The 14,923-nt window shown below is 61.5% G+C and carries 18 protein-coding genes; 11 read left to right on the top strand and 7 right to left on the bottom strand.

Features of this window, described 5'->3' with window-relative positions; genetic code table 11:
- Positions 1–63 precede the first annotated feature (63 nt).
- Positions 64–417, bottom strand: a complete 354-nt coding sequence (locus tag H6955_04945) for a hypothetical protein (GenBank protein ID MCP5312878.1) — start codon at positions 415–417, stop codon at positions 64–66.
- Positions 418–421: 4 nt separating this feature from the next.
- Positions 422–1,006 carry a hypothetical protein gene (locus H6955_04940; GenBank protein MCP5312877.1) on the bottom strand — a complete coding sequence of 195 codons (585 nt, stop codon included), beginning with the start codon at positions 1,004–1,006 and terminating at the stop codon, positions 422–424.
- Between the two features lie 107 nt (positions 1,007–1,113).
- Between H6955_04940 and H6955_04935 the strand changes: the two genes are divergently transcribed.
- Positions 1,114–1,785, top strand: a complete 672-nt coding sequence (locus tag H6955_04935) for a Fe2+-dependent dioxygenase (protein MCP5312876.1) — start codon at positions 1,114–1,116, stop codon at positions 1,783–1,785.
- Positions 1,786–2,458: 673 nt separating this feature from the next.
- On the opposite strand, the gene H6955_04930 is transcribed toward H6955_04935, so the two are convergent.
- From H6955_04930 to H6955_04910, 5 genes are all read right to left on the bottom strand, one after another.
- Entirely contained in the window at positions 2,459–2,803 is a 345-nt protein-coding gene (locus H6955_04930) for a TusE/DsrC/DsvC family sulfur relay protein (protein ID MCP5312875.1), read from the bottom strand.
- A gap of 215 nt (positions 2,804–3,018) precedes the next feature.
- Positions 3,019–3,720: a type I-MYXAN CRISPR-associated protein Cas6/Cmx6 gene (gene cas6 / locus H6955_04925; GenBank protein ID MCP5312874.1), complete on the bottom strand. Its 702-nt coding sequence runs from the start codon at positions 3,718–3,720 to the stop codon at positions 3,019–3,021.
- A gap of 50 nt (positions 3,721–3,770) precedes the next feature.
- Positions 3,771–4,487, bottom strand: coding sequence for a hypothetical protein (locus tag H6955_04920; GenBank protein ID MCP5312873.1), 717 nt, complete (start codon positions 4,485–4,487; stop codon positions 3,771–3,773).
- A 4-nt stretch (positions 4,488–4,491) separates the two neighbouring features.
- Positions 4,492–4,680, bottom strand: a complete 189-nt coding sequence (locus H6955_04915; protein MCP5312872.1) for a sulfur relay protein DsrC — start codon at positions 4,678–4,680, stop codon at positions 4,492–4,494.
- Positions 4,681–4,804: 124 nt separating this feature from the next.
- Complete coding sequence (locus tag H6955_04910) at positions 4,805–5,719, bottom strand: TauD/TfdA family dioxygenase (protein MCP5312871.1); 915 nt, start codon at positions 5,717–5,719, stop codon at positions 4,805–4,807.
- A gap of 411 nt (positions 5,720–6,130) precedes the next feature.
- On the opposite strand from H6955_04910, the gene dsrA reads away from it, so the two are divergent.
- From dsrA to H6955_04860, 10 genes are all read left to right on the top strand, one after another.
- A complete protein-coding gene (gene dsrA, locus H6955_04905) occupies positions 6,131–7,381 on the top strand; it encodes a dissimilatory-type sulfite reductase subunit alpha (protein ID MCP5312870.1) in 1,251 nt (416 codons plus the stop codon).
- A 104-nt stretch (positions 7,382–7,485) separates the two neighbouring features.
- Complete coding sequence (gene dsrB / locus H6955_04900; protein MCP5312869.1) at positions 7,486–8,559, top strand: dissimilatory-type sulfite reductase subunit beta; 1,074 nt, start codon at positions 7,486–7,488, stop codon at positions 8,557–8,559.
- A gap of 30 nt (positions 8,560–8,589) precedes the next feature.
- A complete protein-coding gene (gene tusD, locus H6955_04895; protein ID MCP5312868.1) occupies positions 8,590–8,982 on the top strand; it encodes a sulfurtransferase complex subunit TusD in 393 nt (130 codons plus the stop codon).
- 14 nt (positions 8,983–8,996) lie between these two features.
- Positions 8,997–9,404: a sulfurtransferase complex subunit TusC gene (tusC, locus tag H6955_04890; protein MCP5312867.1), complete on the top strand. Its 408-nt coding sequence runs from the start codon at positions 8,997–8,999 to the stop codon at positions 9,402–9,404.
- A 9-nt stretch (positions 9,405–9,413) separates the two neighbouring features.
- Positions 9,414–9,722, top strand: a complete 309-nt coding sequence (gene dsrH, locus H6955_04885) for a sulfurtransferase complex subunit TusB (protein ID MCP5312866.1) — start codon at positions 9,414–9,416, stop codon at positions 9,720–9,722.
- A 42-nt stretch (positions 9,723–9,764) separates the two neighbouring features.
- Positions 9,765–10,097, top strand: coding sequence for a TusE/DsrC/DsvC family sulfur relay protein (locus H6955_04880; GenBank protein MCP5312865.1), 333 nt, complete (start codon positions 9,765–9,767; stop codon positions 10,095–10,097).
- 73 nt (positions 10,098–10,170) lie between these two features.
- On the top strand, positions 10,171–10,914 hold the full coding sequence (locus H6955_04875; protein MCP5312864.1) for a respiratory nitrate reductase subunit gamma: 744 nt from the start codon (positions 10,171–10,173) through the stop codon (positions 10,912–10,914).
- A 21-nt stretch (positions 10,915–10,935) separates the two neighbouring features.
- Positions 10,936–12,468, top strand: a complete 1,533-nt coding sequence (locus H6955_04870; protein MCP5312863.1) for a (Fe-S)-binding protein — start codon at positions 10,936–10,938, stop codon at positions 12,466–12,468.
- Between the two features lie 74 nt (positions 12,469–12,542).
- A complete protein-coding gene (locus H6955_04865; GenBank protein ID MCP5312862.1) occupies positions 12,543–14,504 on the top strand; it encodes an NAD(P)-binding protein in 1,962 nt (653 codons plus the stop codon).
- Positions 14,497–14,922 (top strand): sulfur reduction protein DsrJ, encoded by a 426-nt coding sequence (locus tag H6955_04860; GenBank protein ID MCP5312861.1) that lies wholly within the window; start codon positions 14,497–14,499, stop codon positions 14,920–14,922. Before H6955_04865 ends, H6955_04860 begins: the two co-directional genes overlap by 8 nt.
- The last annotated feature ends 1 nt before the right edge of the window (position 14,923 follow it).

Below are 14,923 nucleotides of genomic sequence, written 5' to 3'. Positions count from 1 at the left end.
GATTCACCGAACCCTTTTCGCTCTGCCCAAGCAACCTGTCCGCCGCGACAGCCCGTCACAGGTTCAACGCGGCGTGGCGCCGAGGCGGCGCGCGATCTCGACGATCTGGGCGCGCGGTGGATACGCGGTGTCCGGTTCCTCCAGGTGTTGTTGCCAGGCGATGAAACTGGCCTGCAGGTGCGGGTCGGTATGTTGGCAGCCAAGCACGCGCACGCGTACATCCCCGATCCGCCATGGACCCTCACCGGTGATCTCGCCGCGTACCAGATGGGCGGCGTCCCGCGGCGTCGAGCGGTGCCAGTAGAGATCGAGATACAGAAGGCCCAGCGGATGCGTGAAGCATGCCGCTACCAGGTGTTCGTGGCCGTCCGGGTGGCGGACTACCAGCGGAGCGGTGACTGAATCGATGGCCGGCACGGCTTCAACCGCACAGCGCCTCGAACCGCGCCTTGACCGCGTGTTCACGCATCGCCTCGGCCTGCGTCTTGTCGGCGATTGCCGGTGATTCCTCCCAGCGCTGGGTTGCGTGGTTGTAGACCGAGAAACGAAAGTGTCGGCCGGACTTGAATACCTGGCTGACGTCTTTTGCGGCCTGGGCCAGGGCCTCCATCCGCGACAAACCCTGCGGTATGCCTTCGTGCGCCCGGGAAGGGGCCGGCGCTGCAACGTCCGGGTTCGGCGTATCGTTGAGGTGGATCTGGTGATCGCGGATCTCGCCGGCCGGCTTGAGTTCGACATGATCGACCTGAGGCAGGCGCGCGACGATGTAGCCCGCCATCAGGCGACCCAGCTTGTGATCTTCATTGTCCAGTGCGGTCAGCAGCTTGTTCGCGGCGATCTGGGCGCGCAACAGCTGGTCGGGACGCTCCACCCATTCGCGGTTGACCTGCCAGCCGCGATCCATGTCGGCATCCATCTTGGCGAAGAAATCCTGCGCCTGGGCGATGAACGTCTCGGGCACATTGAGTTCCAGCAATTGGTCGTCGATCACTACCTTCAGTATCATCGTCGGTCCGGGGCGGCTGCGTGGCGAGGTCGTATTTTACGGGCATCGCGGTGCGAAATCCCGGCTGCCCGCCGCGGATATCCCCCACCAACCAGGATGGCTACCGGATGCTGATCGAGATCCCCGAACTCCTCAACGCTGCGCAACTCGACAAGATCCACGAACTGCTCGATGGTGCGCAGTTCGCAGACGGGCGGCTGACCGCCGGCATGGCGGCCAGCAAGGTCAAGAGCAACGAGGAACTCGCACCAGATCCCGCGCTGCTGCAACGCTTGTACCGCATCGTGATGGCCAGTGTCGGGCATAACGCAATCTTTCGTAGCGCCGCGCTGCCGGCCAAGGTCGCGGATTTCATATTCGCGCGCTACCAGCCGGGGATGCGTTACGGCGACCACGTCGACGATCCGATCATGGGGCAGGGGCCCAAGTTCCGCACCGACGTCTCGATGACGATCTTCCTCAATCCTCCGGAGAGCTATACGGGAGGTGAACTGGTGATCCGCACGCCGTTCGGTGAGCAGCAGGTGAAGTTGCCCGCCGGGCATGCGGTGGTATACCCGTCCGCCAGCGTGCACCGGGTCGCCGAGGTGACGCGTGGCGAACGCCTGGTCGCGCTGACCTGGATCCAGAGTTTCGTGCGCGATGCCGCACGGCGTGAACTGCTGTTCGAACTCGACCAGGCGCGCGAGCATCTGCTGAAGACCGATCCCGAGAGCGACGTGACCAAGCACGTGGACCGTTCGTACGTGAACCTGTTGCGGATGTGGGCGGACGTCTAGATCAAGCATGGGTTCGATGACGTCGCGGACGCGGGTGGGTTCGCGCTGCGCGCAGCTGGTTGTTGTAAGCGCTCGGCGGAGCGCACCCGCCCTTCTTTCTTTTGCTTGCCCAAAAGAAAGAAGGCAAAGAAAAAGGCACCCCCAAGGCTTGGCCCGCGCTGTGCGCGGACTACCCTGCGCTCCTCGGCGCAAAACGGGCGCTGCGGAACTCCCTCGCTACGCTCGGTCAGACAGTCCTCGCGCTCATCCGTTTTCCGCCTGTGGTGCTCGGCTGCACCAAGGGGGAACTGGTGCTGCGTAGCCGGCTATCGTCTCCCAGAGCCCCGTGGACGCCGCCGAGCATCGCAGCGGCGGGCGGGACCAAGCGAGGGGTGTCTGAGCGACCGCCAGGGAGCGAGTTCCCGAGCGCCGCCCGACGCGAGAAGCACAGGGCACCCCTCGCCAACGGCGAGGGGCAAGTCGTCGGGTGCCCTTTCTTTTGGGTCCTTTTCTTTGGGCACGCAAAGAAAAGGATCGCGGGTGCGCTCCGCCGAGCGCTTTCTGATGGCAGCCGCGCAGCGCCAACAACCGGCGTCCCGCCAGTGAGCGCCTTTACCGGCCCGGTAACGAAAAAGCAGCCCGAAGGCTGCCTTTTCTTGCATCGCGGGGTCGTCACCCCACGACAGCCGATCGCTCAATAACCACCCTTGCGGGCGACGTATGGCAGACCGGCGATGCGATTGCCCTGCTTGCTCGGCGCACCCGGAAACAGGTTGTACAGGTCTTTGCTGCTGACCTTCTTGCCCCAGACCTTGCCCATGTCCTTGTTGATCTGGCGTTCCATCGGCTGATTGCCGTTGTTGTTGAAATACTCGTCGCGCAGGTACTTCAGCACGTCCCAGTGTTCCTGCGTGAGTTCGCCCATGGTGTCATCCGCTGCGGCCAGCGCCTTCGCGACATCCTCGTCCCACTGGGTCGGGTCGACCAGGTTGCCATTCCCATCGGTCTCGACGGTCTTGCCGTTTACTTCCAATGCCATCTGTATGCTCCTCTTGTATGGCGAGTGTTATCGCATAACTGCCCGGGGCGCGACCGCTGAGCGGCCGGCCTGCGTCCGCCGCATAGCGCGGCGGCCCGATCTTCGGTCGGCGATTCTATTTGAATATCAGCGTTTGTTAAACCGGGCTACGGAAGGCGGGCCCGGGGCCCGCTGGAGCGGTGGGCAGCCGGACACCGGCGCCAGGGCAGGGGCGTTCAGCGGTCGTCTTCGGCCTTCTTGACCGCGTCGATCCCCTTGTGCGGGAGGAAGATGCCGCAGCCCATGTGGCGCAGCGGACCTATGCCTTCCTGCTGCAGGCGCACCGCCTCGTCCGCGGTCAGGTCCGCGATCATGATGCTGCGCGTCAGGATCGGCCCGTTCGGACCGCTCATCTCCGAGGTCTTTCCGCACAGCGCCTTTTTGACCCGGATGCCGCGCTCCGCCAGTGAGGAGACAATGCGATGCAGGAAGGCGTTTTCGTCGGTGTCTTCACCGGGTTCCAGCACGACGCTGCGTGAAAACACCGTTCCCTGGCTCGACAACATCTTCGTCTTGGCCCTGCCGACGGTCAGCGAGCAGCCGGCGACGTCGAGCCGTGCCCCACGCAAGGCGTCCTCGACGTCCTGGCGGCGGTCCTTGGTGACCCGCAGGGTCAGCTTGGTGCGCCGCGACAGGATCAGTTTCTGACCGAGCTTGGGGTCCGGACGCTCCCAGCCGTTCTGCGACCCGGCGAGGTGGATGTTGTGCACCGCGATCCTGTGGTCCGCTCCCAGTTCGGGCAGGTGCTCGGCGATCGCCGCGGACAGATCGTACGCATGGTCGACCGGCAGCTCGCGGCACTCGATATCGAACACCAGGTCGATCACCTCGTCGGTGATCTCGAATGCCTTCGGTTTGTCGTCGTCCTGCCAGAACATCGTGCGTATCTCTCGGGTACTTTGGATAATTAGACCGCGCAAGGCCGCGCTTAGTTTTCCGGAATCTGTGCCTGCAGGGCGTCGCGGTCGAACCACCACTGGTCCTGGACCAGGACGTCGACGACGTTGCGCAGCCGCACCAGGAACTTGTCGGGATCGTTCAGCTCGAGGCGTTCGATCCAGAGATCGAACTGCGCCTGCGTCTCGATCTCGCTGTGCCGACGGGCAACCCGCCCGAGCAGCTGTTGGGCGAAGAACAGCAGGCGGTCGCGGTCCGGGCCCTCCTCGGCACGCACGTCGGCGATGAAACACGCGGTCGCGGCCGCTACCGCGGCGCCGTCGGAGTCGTCGGGCGTGTCGTCGACCACGTGGCTCAGCAGGTTGACCGAGATTTCGGGATCGATCGGAAAGGTCACGCCGAGCCAGATGCCGTGCCCGAGCGCGATCAGCGAGTCCGGCTGGTCAGATTCGTACATCACGTTGCAGGCATCGGCAGCCGCTGCCCAGTTACGTTCGGCGACGCAGATGCCGAATGCCGTCTGGGTGATCGGCCAGGCCTCGGACCCGCGTTCAAGGATCTGCAGCGCGCGACCGATCTCCAGTTGCAGCGCGGCGCGCTGCGTGGGCGGCGCGTTCTCCGGCAGGCGTTCGAGCTGGGTGCGCAACTCCACCAGCGCGCCTTCGAGCTGCGCCTGCTGGCCGAGTTGCTTGTGCAGCGACTCGGCCGCGGTGTCTTCGAGCTGGTCGGGGTTGAAGTAGTCGATCATCTGCTCAGTACCTGCTGCTGAAGGTCGCCTCGAGCTGGTCTTCCCAGTCGGCCGGCGTGTCCGGGTAGGGCGGTTTGACGTCGAACCTGAGGAACATCTCGCCCTGACGGGCGAATTCCTTCACCGCGTCTTTGAGTTCGTCGAACGTCTGAATCTCCTGGTTGGCGATCAGTATCTGGCTCAGATAGAGCATGTCTGCAGGCTTCCCTTGGCGTTGGCTCGGTGGCGGTATTGTCCTGGAACACGGCATAGGGTAACCCTGGGATCGGCCGGGGCATCACACAACCGCGCAGTACCGTGCTGCCTGTGCGCCCCGCTCAATCGCATGCCTGGGGTTCCGGAAGGCGCTGGTGGTAGCGGGCCCGGTAGATCAGGCGCTTCGCGCCCGATTCGGCGGCGTCGCGAAAGCCGTCCCGACGGTGCAGCACGTTGTTGCTCACGATGCCCTCGCCGGCCTGCAGGCGGTGTCGCAGGCGATGGTCGTCGTCCGAGTCGAGTAGCTCGAGCAGGTATGCCGCCGCATCCCGGGTCGCCGGATCGTCCTTCCAGATGACATTGCGTTGCCGCGCCGAGTAGCGCATGTGCAGCTTGCCGTCGAGAGGCGACACGGAGAATACCGGGCCGCTGTGGTGTGGTCGTATCTGCACGCCGCCCTCGACGTTGCCGGGGATGGTGAGGGCGTCCGTTGCCATCAGTGCGGCGACCCATGCCGGATTGGCGTCGCGCAGGCGGATGAAGGCGATCTCGTGGTCGAGGAGTTCGTTGCTGCCGCCCTCGTCTGCGGGCTGGGCACAAAACAACATCCAGGCCCGCACCTGGTGTTGTGTGGCGTTGTAATAGCCGTCGGTGTGCCAGCCGAGCGGGCGGTTGGTATAGGGGATGTAGACGTGCTCGGTCGCGGTCTCCTTGACCGTGATCGCCGTGATGCCGCTGTCTTCGGCGCACAGATTGCGGTCGATTTCGCTCAGGCCGAGCCGTTGGCCGAAGCGCCGCAGCGCGGGTTCGAGGGCCTGCGGCACCTTGCCTGCGCGGAACAGCGCAAAATTGTGCGTGGCGCAGGCGCACAGCAGTGCGTGGCGTTCCGCCTCGCGCAGGTTGTTGAGATCTTCGATCGGGATCGGCGTCGCCGGCAGCGGTGCGTCGAGCTTGGCGGCGCGCCAAGGAACGTACGCGGCGTCGTCGTCGAGGGCGAACGGCGATCCGAATGGTGTCGTTGACGGTTGCTGTGACATCAATTGGCGGACCTCGGCGGGGTGACCCGGGCGCGTACGTGGGGCATTAAGATTAGACTATCCTGATATTTTAATTCCAATGGACCGACCGGTGGGATAAGCCTCGTAGATTCAAGGCACTGCATTCTGCGTTTGATCCAGGTCAAATAACCGCATATCCCGAAAGGGATAGTCACTTACACCCTCTATCCCCCAATGGTGGAGTATGGACGGATTCAATGCTCCCCTAATATTAGCCACCGTTGATAGGGGGCCTGCGCCCGCGCATCGTCCACTCGCGCCCAGGGCCTGGTGTCGACCCGACCTCCTATCCGGTGTGTGACCCAGGTTCACGTCGTTCGGTCGAAGAAATCGGCTCGGCGACTGCGGAATTCCGCCAAATACGAACGATTAGTCAGGAGAAACAGCGACATGGCAATCGACCAGTATCCAACACCCATGCTCGATCAGCTCGAGGAAGGTCCGTGGCCCAGCTTTATCAGCGGCATCAAGCGTCTGCGCGATCAGCATCCGGATGCGCGCATCAACGAGATGACCAACTCACTGCTCGGCCAGCTCGAGCACTCCTACGAGACCCGCAAGGGATATTGGAAAGGCGGTACGGTTTCGGTGTACGGCTACGGCGGTGGCATCATTCCGCGCTTCTCCGAGGTCGGTAAGGCATTCCCCAAATCGAAAGAATTCCACACGCTGCGCGTTCAGCCGCCGGCGGGTAACCACTACAGCACCGGCATGCTGCGTCAGCTCGCCGACAGCTGGGAGAAGTGGGGTTCGGGCCTGGTGACCTTCCACGGTCAGACCGGCAACATCATGTTCATCGGTACCACGACCGAGAACACCCAGCACTTCTTCGACGAGATCAACGACTATGGCTGGGACCTGGGTGGTGCCGGCCCCTGTGTGCGTACCGCGATGTCGTGCGTCGGTGCGGCCCGTTGCGAGATGTCGTGTACCAACGAGCAGAAGGCGCACCGCCTGCTGGTCAACAACTTCACCGACGACGTGCACCGTCCGGCGTTGCCGTACAAGTTCAAGTTCAAGGTGTCGGGTTGCCCGAACGACTGCCAGAACGCGATAGAGCGTGCCGACTTCGCTGTGATCGGAACCTGGCGCGACGACATGAAGGTCAACCAGGAAGAGTGGAAGGCCTATGTCGGTCGCAAGGGTCGTCAGCACACCATCGACAACATCATCAGCCGTTGCCCGACCAAGGCACTTTCGCTGAAGGACGACGACTCGCTGGAAGTCAACAACAAGGACTGCGTGCGCTGCATGCACTGCCTGAACGTCGTGCCGAAGGCGTTGCATCCCGGCGACGACAAGGGTGTCACGATCCTGATCGGCGGCAAGCGTACGCTGAAGATCGGTGACCTGATGGGTACCGTCGTGGTGCCGTTCAAGAAACTCGAAACCGAGGAAGACTGGGAATCGCTGGTCGAGCTCGCCGAAGAGATCATTGATTTCTGGGCAGAGAACGCGCTCGAGCACGAGCGTTGCGGCGAGATGATCGAGCGTATCGGCCTGGTCAACTTCCTGGAGGGCGTCGGCGTCGACGTCGACCCGAACATGGTCAACCACCCGCGCGAGTGTTCCTACGTCCGTATGGATGGCTGGGACGACGAGGCGATCAAGTGGTTTGACCGTCAGGCCGAAGCGTCCTAACCCAGGTCCTTCGTTAGCGAACCCATACCTCGCGAGACGGCTGCATCGGCAGCCGTCCCGCAGGGAAAGCTTTACGCGAATAGCCCCGCTCTTTGGAGGGAAAAATGGCGAAAGAAATGCGTGAACCGATCGAGACCGGCTGTCCCGACCCGTTCCAGTACATGCACCCGGTTATGCGTCGCAACTTCGGTTTGTGGGCCTACCACGAGCATCCGCGTCCGGGCGTCCTGCTGCACGTCGCGAAAAACGGTGACAAGGTGTGGACCGTCCGTGTCGGTACCCAGCGTATCCTCGACGTGTTCACCCTGCGCACCCTGTGCGACATCGGCGATACCTACGGCGAAGGCTACGTGCACTTCACCATCCGTTCGAACATCGAATACATGGTCACCGACGAAGCCAAGGTTCAGCCGCTGATCGACGCGATCGAAAAGGCGGGCTTCATCGTCGGTGGTACCCAGAACTCCGTCACGATGATCTCGCATACCCAGGGTTGGTTGCACTGCGACATCCCGGGTACCGACGCATCGGGCGTGGTCAAGTCGATGATGGACGAACTGATCGACGAGTTCCGTAACGCGAACATGCCGAACCGTGTACACATCACCACCTCGTGCTGCCAGATCAACTGCGGCGGCCAGGGTGACATCGCGATCAACGTGCAGCACACCAAGCCGCCGAAGATCAACCACGATCTGGTCGCCAACGTCTGCGAGCGCCCGTCGGTCGTCGCGCGTTGCCCGGTCGCGGCCATTCGCCCGGCCATGGTCAACGGCAAGCCGTCGCTGGAAGTCGACGAGAAGAAGTGCATCTGCTGCGGTGCCTGCTTCCCGCCGTGCCCGCCCATGCAGATCAACGATGCCGAACACACCAAATTGGCGATCTGGGTCGGTGGCAACCACTCGAATGCGCGTGGCAAGCCGACCTTCCAGAAGCTGGTTGCAGCGGGTATCCCGAACAATCCGCCGCGTTGGCCGGAAGCGACCGCCATCGTCAAGCGCATCCTCAAAGCCTACAAAGAAGGCGCACACGATTGGGAGCGCATCAACGAGTGGATCGAGCGTATCGGTTGGCCGCGTTTCTTCGAAGAAGTCGAGCTGCCGTTCACCAAGTACCACATCGACAACTGGCGTGGTGCCCGTAAGAGCTTGAACTCCTCCGCATACATCCGCTTCTGATAGCGGTTACAGACGAGGTCAAACGACGTTATGAAACTGGCAGTACAGGTGAACGAGGGTCCCTACCAGCATCAGGCGACCGACTCGGCTTACCACTTCACCAAGGCCGCGCTGGAAAAAGGCCACGAAGTGTTCCGCGTGTTCTTCTATCACGACGGCGTGCTCAACGGCACGCGTCTGACCACGCCGCCGCAGGACGATCGCAATATCGTCAATCGCTGGGTGGAGCTGGCAGAGAAGTATGACCTCGATCTGGTCTTGTGCGTGGCCGCGGCTCAGCGCCGCGGCCTCGTCGACGACGGTGAGGCACAGCGCAACGGTAAGGATGCAACCAACATCGCGCCCAAGTTCCGGATTTCCGGCCTGGGTCAGCTGATCGAGGCCGCCATCCAGGCCGACCGTCTGGTTGTGTTCGGTGACTGAGGGAGAGATTCGCGATGTCTGATATCAAGAAGTTCATGTATCTCAACCGTCGTGCTCCCTACGGCACCATCTATGCCTGGGAATCGCTCGAAGTGGTGCTGATCGGCGCGGCATTCGACCAGGAAGTCAGCCTGATGTTCATGGATGACGGCGTGTTTCAGCTGGTCAAGGGCAGCGACACCTCGGAGTCGGAAATGAAGAATTTCATGCCGACCTACCGCACGCTGGGTGACTACGGTGTCCGTCACTTGTATGTCGACAAGGCGTCCCTGGAGGCACGCGGTTTGTCGCAGGACGATCTCATCGAGGTTGCCTGGGAAGACTTCGAGACCGAAGAAGAAGTCGACAACATTGTCGAAGTGCTGGATGCGGACCAGGTTGCCAAGGCGCTGGCCGAATCCGAAGTCTCATTCAGTTTCTGAGGTGCCGCCATGGCTGATCTGCATACTGTAAACAAGTCGCCGTTCGAGAAGAATTCGCTGGAAGCGGCGATCAAGTGCTCGCTGGCTGGTTCTTCGATCCTTTTGATCGAAGATGGCGTCTACGGCGCCATGCGTGGCACTACTGCCGAGGCAATGGTGAAGGGCGCAATGGGCGACAAGAAAGTCTACGCCCTCAAGTCCGACCTGATGGCGCGCGCGATCAAAGACGATCGCATCATCGAGGGTATCGAGGTGGTCGACTACGCGGGATTCGTCGATCTGGTGGAAGCCAACGACAAGGTACAGGCCTGGTTATAAAACCGGGTCGACATAGCAAACTCTTTCGGAGAGGAAATAGACATGCCTATCGAAGTGAATGGTAAGACCCTGGAAACCGACGAAGAAGGTTACCTGGCCAACATCAACGAGTGGGAGCCCGGCGTCGCCGAGGTGATGGCGAAGGAAGACGAACTGGAGCTCACCGATGAGCACTGGGACATCATCAACTTCCTGCGCGAATACTACGAGGAATACCAGATTGCACCGGCGGTCCGTGTTCTGACCAAGGCCGTCGGCAAGAAGATGGGCAAGGACAAGGGCAACAGCAAGTACCTGTACGGCCTGTTCCCGTACGGTCCGGGCAAGCAGGCATGCCGCTACGCCGGTCTGCCGAAGCCGACCGGCTGCGTCTGATCCGCTGCTGATCCTCCGGGCGGATCTCACAGGATCCGCCCGGTCCATCTAACGAAGAGAGGTTTTCGGAAACATGTCGTTTCTGACGATCGCATTTGCCGCGCTGTTTTACGCCGCCACCGTTTTGCTGGTGGTGGGTCTGGCCCGTCGCATCCTGCTGTACTGGAAGACTCCAGCGCCGCTCAAGATCCCCACTACGCCGGCACCGGTAACGCAAGGCGGCGTCGTGCTGCGCATGTTCCGCGAAGTGGTGTTTTTCGAAAGCCTTTTCAAGTCGACCAAGTGGACCTGGCTGTTCGGCTGGGTGTTTCACATGGCGTTGTTCGCGGTGCTGTTCCGCCATCTGCGCTATTTCACCGAGATCGAATGGCTCATGGACCTGACCGCGTTCGTCGGACCCTTGTTCAAGTACCTGGCGTTCGCAATGATCATCGGCCTGCTTGGTCTTTGGGGACGCCGGCTGTTCGTCGACCGGGTACGGTACATCTCGGCACCGTCCGACCATCTGATGTTGTTGCTGCTGCTGTTGATTGGCATCAGCGGCGCGATGACCACGTTCGTCGCACATACCGACGTGGTCGCGGTGAAGGCATTCTTCCGCAGCCTGATGTATTTCAACTTCAGTGAGATGCCGAATCTGCCGACCGATCCGTTCATCATCGTGCATCTGTCGCTGGTTGCATTGCTCATGATCATCTTCCCGATCAGCAAGCTGTTGCATGCGCCCGGTGTGTTTTTCAGCCCGACCCGGAATCAGGTCGACAACCCCCGCGAGCAGCGTCACGTCGCCGATTGGGCGCGCCAGCTGGAACACTAAGTCGGAACAAGGTCAGCGAGCATGGCAAAAGCAGATTTTGAAATCCCCGAGCTGAAAGAATATCCGGAAGTCCCCGCGGTCGTGCCGGGCACGATGGCGCACAGTCATCCGTATATCGCGAAACCGGAGTTCCAGGAGCCGCTGAACTTTCCCGGTGAGCTGGTCGACGGTTGGCAGGATAAGGCCATCGAGGCGATGGGCGATCTGCTTGGCAAGTACCGCTCCCTTCAGGTGTATCTTGACTCCTGCGTGAAGTGCGGCGCCTGCACGGACAAGTGTCATTACTACCTCGGCACCAGTGATCCGAAGAACATGCCGGTCGGTCGTCAGGACCTGCTGCGCAAGGTCTATCGGCGCTATTTCACGTTCGCGGGCAAGTACTTCCCGAAACTGGTGGGTGCCGAAGACCTCACGAAGGAAGTACTGGACGACTGGTACAGCTATTTCCACCAGTGCTCGCAATGTCGCCGTTGCTCGGTGTTTTGCCCGTATGGCATCGACACCGCCGAGATCTCGATGGCGGCGCGCGAGATCATGGACCGCATCGGGGTTGGCCAGAAGTACTGCAACGAGATCATCGGCAAGGTTTACAAGATCGGCAACAATCTGGGTCTGCCGGAAATGGCACTCGCCGATACCCTGGAGGGTCTCGAAGAGGACGTCGAAGATGAAACGGGCGTCGCGGTCAAGTACCCGCTCGATGTCAAAGGCGCAGACATCCTCCTGGTGACTCCGTCCGCCGACTTCTTCGCCGAACCGCACGTCGATGGATTGATCGGCTACGGCAAGGTGTTTCACGAGGCCGGGGTTTCCTGGACCCTGAGTTCGAAAGCGTCCGAGGCGGCCAACTTCGGTATGTTCATCGGCTCTTACGAGAACATGCGTCGCGTGTCGCTGCGCATCCGCGAGGCCGCGTTGGAACTCGGCGTCAAGCGGATCATCTTCGGCGAATGTGGACACGCGTGGCGCGTGGCGTACAGCTTCCTGAACACGCTGGCCGGACCGTTCGACTTCCTCGATCCGAAATACCCGGTGCCGCAGCACATTCTCGAGTTCACCTGGGGCGAGATCCAGAAGGGCACCTTGAACATCGACAAGTCGGCCAATGACGACATGGTCGTGACCTTCCACGACTCGTGCAACGTCGCACGCGCGTCGCGAATGGGTAGCGAACCCGGCGGTCAGTTCACGATACCGCGCAACGTGATCAAAGCGGTTTGCAACCATTTTGTGGACATGGCGCCGGAAACGATCCACGAGAAGACCTTCTGTTGCGGCGGGGGCGGCGGCCTGTTGACCGACGACCTGATGGAACTGCGCGTGAAGGGCGCCAAGCCGCGTATGGAAGCGCTCAAGAACGTGATCGAGGAAAACGGTGTGACCAACATGGCGGCGATCTGCGCGATCTGTAAGTCGCAGTTCACCAAGGTCCTGCCGTACTACGGACTCGATATGGACATGATCGTCAGCGTTCACCAGCTGGTATCGAATGCGATCGTGCTGACCGGCCAGGACAGCGATGACGACGAAGAAGCAGAAGACGACGCAGCGTGAGCGTTGCGCGGCCGACTAAACAGATACAACAGATCCCACGGGATCACTTGGGCAAAAGGTAAGGAGATTTTCTGATGGCAACTCCTAGCGATGAGATGAACACCAAGCTGACGTGGCGCCGTTTCGAAGACGGCGAGAATCAGTGGGACTCCTTCACGGACAAGATCTTCCGGGAGGATACGTCGCACAAATGCCCGACCTATGTGCACAAGACGCCTCCTTGCCAGGGCAGCTGCCCGTCCGGTGAGGACATCCGCGGCTGGCTCGCGATCGTTCGCGGCCAGGAGAAGCCGGCGGGTGAAATGGAAATGGGTGAATACGCTTTCCGCCGTTCGACCGATGCCAACCCGTTCCCGTCGATGATGGGCCGCGTTTGCCCGGCGCCCTGCCAAGACGGTTGCAACCGTAACGAAGTCGAAGATTTCGTCGGCATCAACGCCGTCGAGCAGTGGATCGGCGACAACGCCTTGGCCAAGGGCTACAAGTTCGAAGTCGGTCCGACCACCGGCCGCAAGGTCGCGATCATCGGCGGCGGTCCGGCCGGCATGGCGGCTGCTTATCAACTGCGCCGTAAAGGCCACGGTGTGACCATCTTCGAATCGCAGCCGGAACTCGGCGGCATGATGCGCTACGGCATCCCGAACTACCGCATTCCGCGCGACAAACTGGCAGGCGAGATCCAGCGCATACTCGATATGGGTGAGATCGAGGCTCGCACCAGCACACGCGTCGGCGAAGACGTGACTGTCGAGCAACTCGAGAAGGATTTCGACGCCGTGCTTTGGGCGGTAGGTTGCTGGACCGGTCGCGGTCTGCCTGTCCCGGGTTGGGACGGTACGCCGAACTGCGTGTCCGGCGTGGCCTTCCTCAAGGCGTTCAACGAAGGCCGCATGAAGGTTACGGCTGACAAGGTCGTGTGCGTCGGTGGTGGTGACACCTCGATCGACGTCGTCTCGGTCGCGCGTCGTCTCGGCCACATCGAGCAGACCAACCCGACCGATCGTCCGGAACTGGTCGTGCATGACGGCTTCGTAGCGCACGACTCCGCGGTGACCGCCGCTGCGCAAGGTGCAATCGTCACGCTGACCTCGCTGTTCCCGAAGAGCAGCATGACCGCAGCCGAGCACGAGGTGCACGATGCGTTGCACGAGGGTGTCACGATCCTCGACGAGGTGATGCCCGTCGAGGTGATCCTCGGTGCTGACGGCCGTGCAACCGGTCTCAAGATCGCCAAGTGCACCATGGACGGTGGCCGTCCGGTTCCGATCGAAGGGACCGAGCAGGTGCTCGAGGCCGATCTGATCGTCTCGGCGATCGGGCAGGGTGGCGATCTGAGCGGTCTCGAAGTGCTCGACAACGGCCGTGGCCTGATCAATGCCGACAGCTTCTATCAGGTCCCGGACCGTGAGAAGCATTTCGTAGCCGGCGACATCATCCGTCCGCACCTGTTGACGACCGCGATCGGTCAGGCTTCGGTCGCAGCGGATTCGATCGACGAGTTCCTGCAGAAGAAGGATCACAAGAAGCGTCCCAAGGTCGACGTGCACCACTTCAACCTGGACAAGAAGCTGGTTGAGGCAGGCCTGGCACCGGAGCATTTCGACGTCAGTGAGCGCGGTGATCTGCGCGGTACCTCGAGTGAAAACTTTGCGGTTCACAACTACGAGGACCGTTCGTTCGCCGAGGTCATTCCGCACGACGAACTGTTCCTCGCGCACTTCGCATACACGCCGCGTATCGCGCGGAAAGAGGAAGTGCCGTCAGCGGACGATGTACTGGGTCATTTCCACGAGCGTCTGATCGGTCTGGAAGATGCACAGGCCGTGGATGAGGCCAAGCGGTGCATGAGCTGCGGTATGTGCTTCGAATGCGACAACTGCGTCATCTTCTGTCCCCAGGATGCGGTCTATCGCGTCGACAAGAAGGAGGCGACCACAGGTCGTTACGTGGCCACCGACTATGCACGTTGTATCGGTTGTCATATTTGCTCGGATGTCTGCCCGACCGGCTACATCAAGATGGGCCTCGGTGAGTAAACCGGGTAGGGATAATCAGGCAGGGGCCGAAAAGGCAATGAAAGGTAAGTTAGGCATCGGTTTGCTGCTGACGTTTTGTCTGGCCGCATTCGGCGCGTTCGGCACTGTGCATGCTGCACAGGGTGTGGAAGGGACGGCAAGGGCCGACAAGCTGGACGCTTGCGTGGCGCCGACCGCGTTTATGCGCCGCAACCACTTCGAGCTGATCGAGCATCAGCGCGATATCACGGTGCATGAAGGCATCCGCAAGACCGACAACAGTCTGGCGGGTTGCGTCGATTGCCACGTCCGCAAGGATGCGCAGGGCAATCACGTTCCGGTCAACGCACCGGGCGAGTTCTGCTCGGCCTGCCACGAGTTCGCAGGTGCGTCGCTGGACTGCTTCACCTGCCATGCCACCAGGCCCACGGGGAACTGAA

It is taken from the genome of Chromatiaceae bacterium, from assembly GCA_024235395.1.
In the GTDB taxonomy this organism is placed as follows: domain Bacteria; phylum Pseudomonadota; class Gammaproteobacteria; order Chromatiales; family Chromatiaceae; genus Thiosocius.
This window is presented reverse-complemented; position numbering and strand designations above follow the sequence as displayed.

Bases quoted from the DNA above. Each gene is read 5' to 3' on its own strand.
- H6955_04940 (MCP5312877.1), bottom strand. From the start codon at position 1,006: ATGATACTGAAGGTAGTGATCGACGACCAATTGCTGGAACTCAATGTG.
- H6955_04935 (MCP5312876.1), top strand. From the start codon at position 1,114: ATGCTGATCGAGATCCCCGAACTCCTCAACGCTGCGCAACTCGACAAG.
- H6955_04930 (MCP5312875.1), bottom strand. From the start codon at position 2,803: ATGGCATTGGAAGTAAACGGCAAGACCGTCGAGACCGATGGGAATGGC.
- cas6 (MCP5312874.1), bottom strand. From the start codon at position 3,720: ATGTTCTGGCAGGACGACGACAAACCGAAGGCATTCGAGATCACCGAC.
- H6955_04920 (MCP5312873.1), bottom strand. From the start codon at position 4,487: ATGATCGACTACTTCAACCCCGACCAGCTCGAAGACACCGCGGCCGAG.
- H6955_04915 (MCP5312872.1), bottom strand. From the start codon at position 4,680: ATGCTCTATCTGAGCCAGATACTGATCGCCAACCAGGAGATTCAGACG.
- H6955_04910 (MCP5312871.1), bottom strand. From the start codon at position 5,719: ATGTCACAGCAACCGTCAACGACACCATTCGGATCGCCGTTCGCCCTC.
- dsrA (MCP5312870.1), top strand. From the start codon at position 6,131: ATGGCAATCGACCAGTATCCAACACCCATGCTCGATCAGCTCGAGGAA.
- dsrB (MCP5312869.1), top strand. From the start codon at position 7,486: ATGGCGAAAGAAATGCGTGAACCGATCGAGACCGGCTGTCCCGACCCG.
- tusD (MCP5312868.1), top strand. From the start codon at position 8,590: ATGAAACTGGCAGTACAGGTGAACGAGGGTCCCTACCAGCATCAGGCG.
- tusC (MCP5312867.1), top strand. From the start codon at position 8,997: ATGTCTGATATCAAGAAGTTCATGTATCTCAACCGTCGTGCTCCCTAC.
- dsrH (MCP5312866.1), top strand. From the start codon at position 9,414: ATGGCTGATCTGCATACTGTAAACAAGTCGCCGTTCGAGAAGAATTCG.
- H6955_04880 (MCP5312865.1), top strand. From the start codon at position 9,765: ATGCCTATCGAAGTGAATGGTAAGACCCTGGAAACCGACGAAGAAGGT.
- H6955_04875 (MCP5312864.1), top strand. From the start codon at position 10,171: ATGTCGTTTCTGACGATCGCATTTGCCGCGCTGTTTTACGCCGCCACC.
- H6955_04870 (MCP5312863.1), top strand. From the start codon at position 10,936: ATGGCAAAAGCAGATTTTGAAATCCCCGAGCTGAAAGAATATCCGGAA.
- H6955_04865 (MCP5312862.1), top strand. From the start codon at position 12,543: ATGGCAACTCCTAGCGATGAGATGAACACCAAGCTGACGTGGCGCCGT.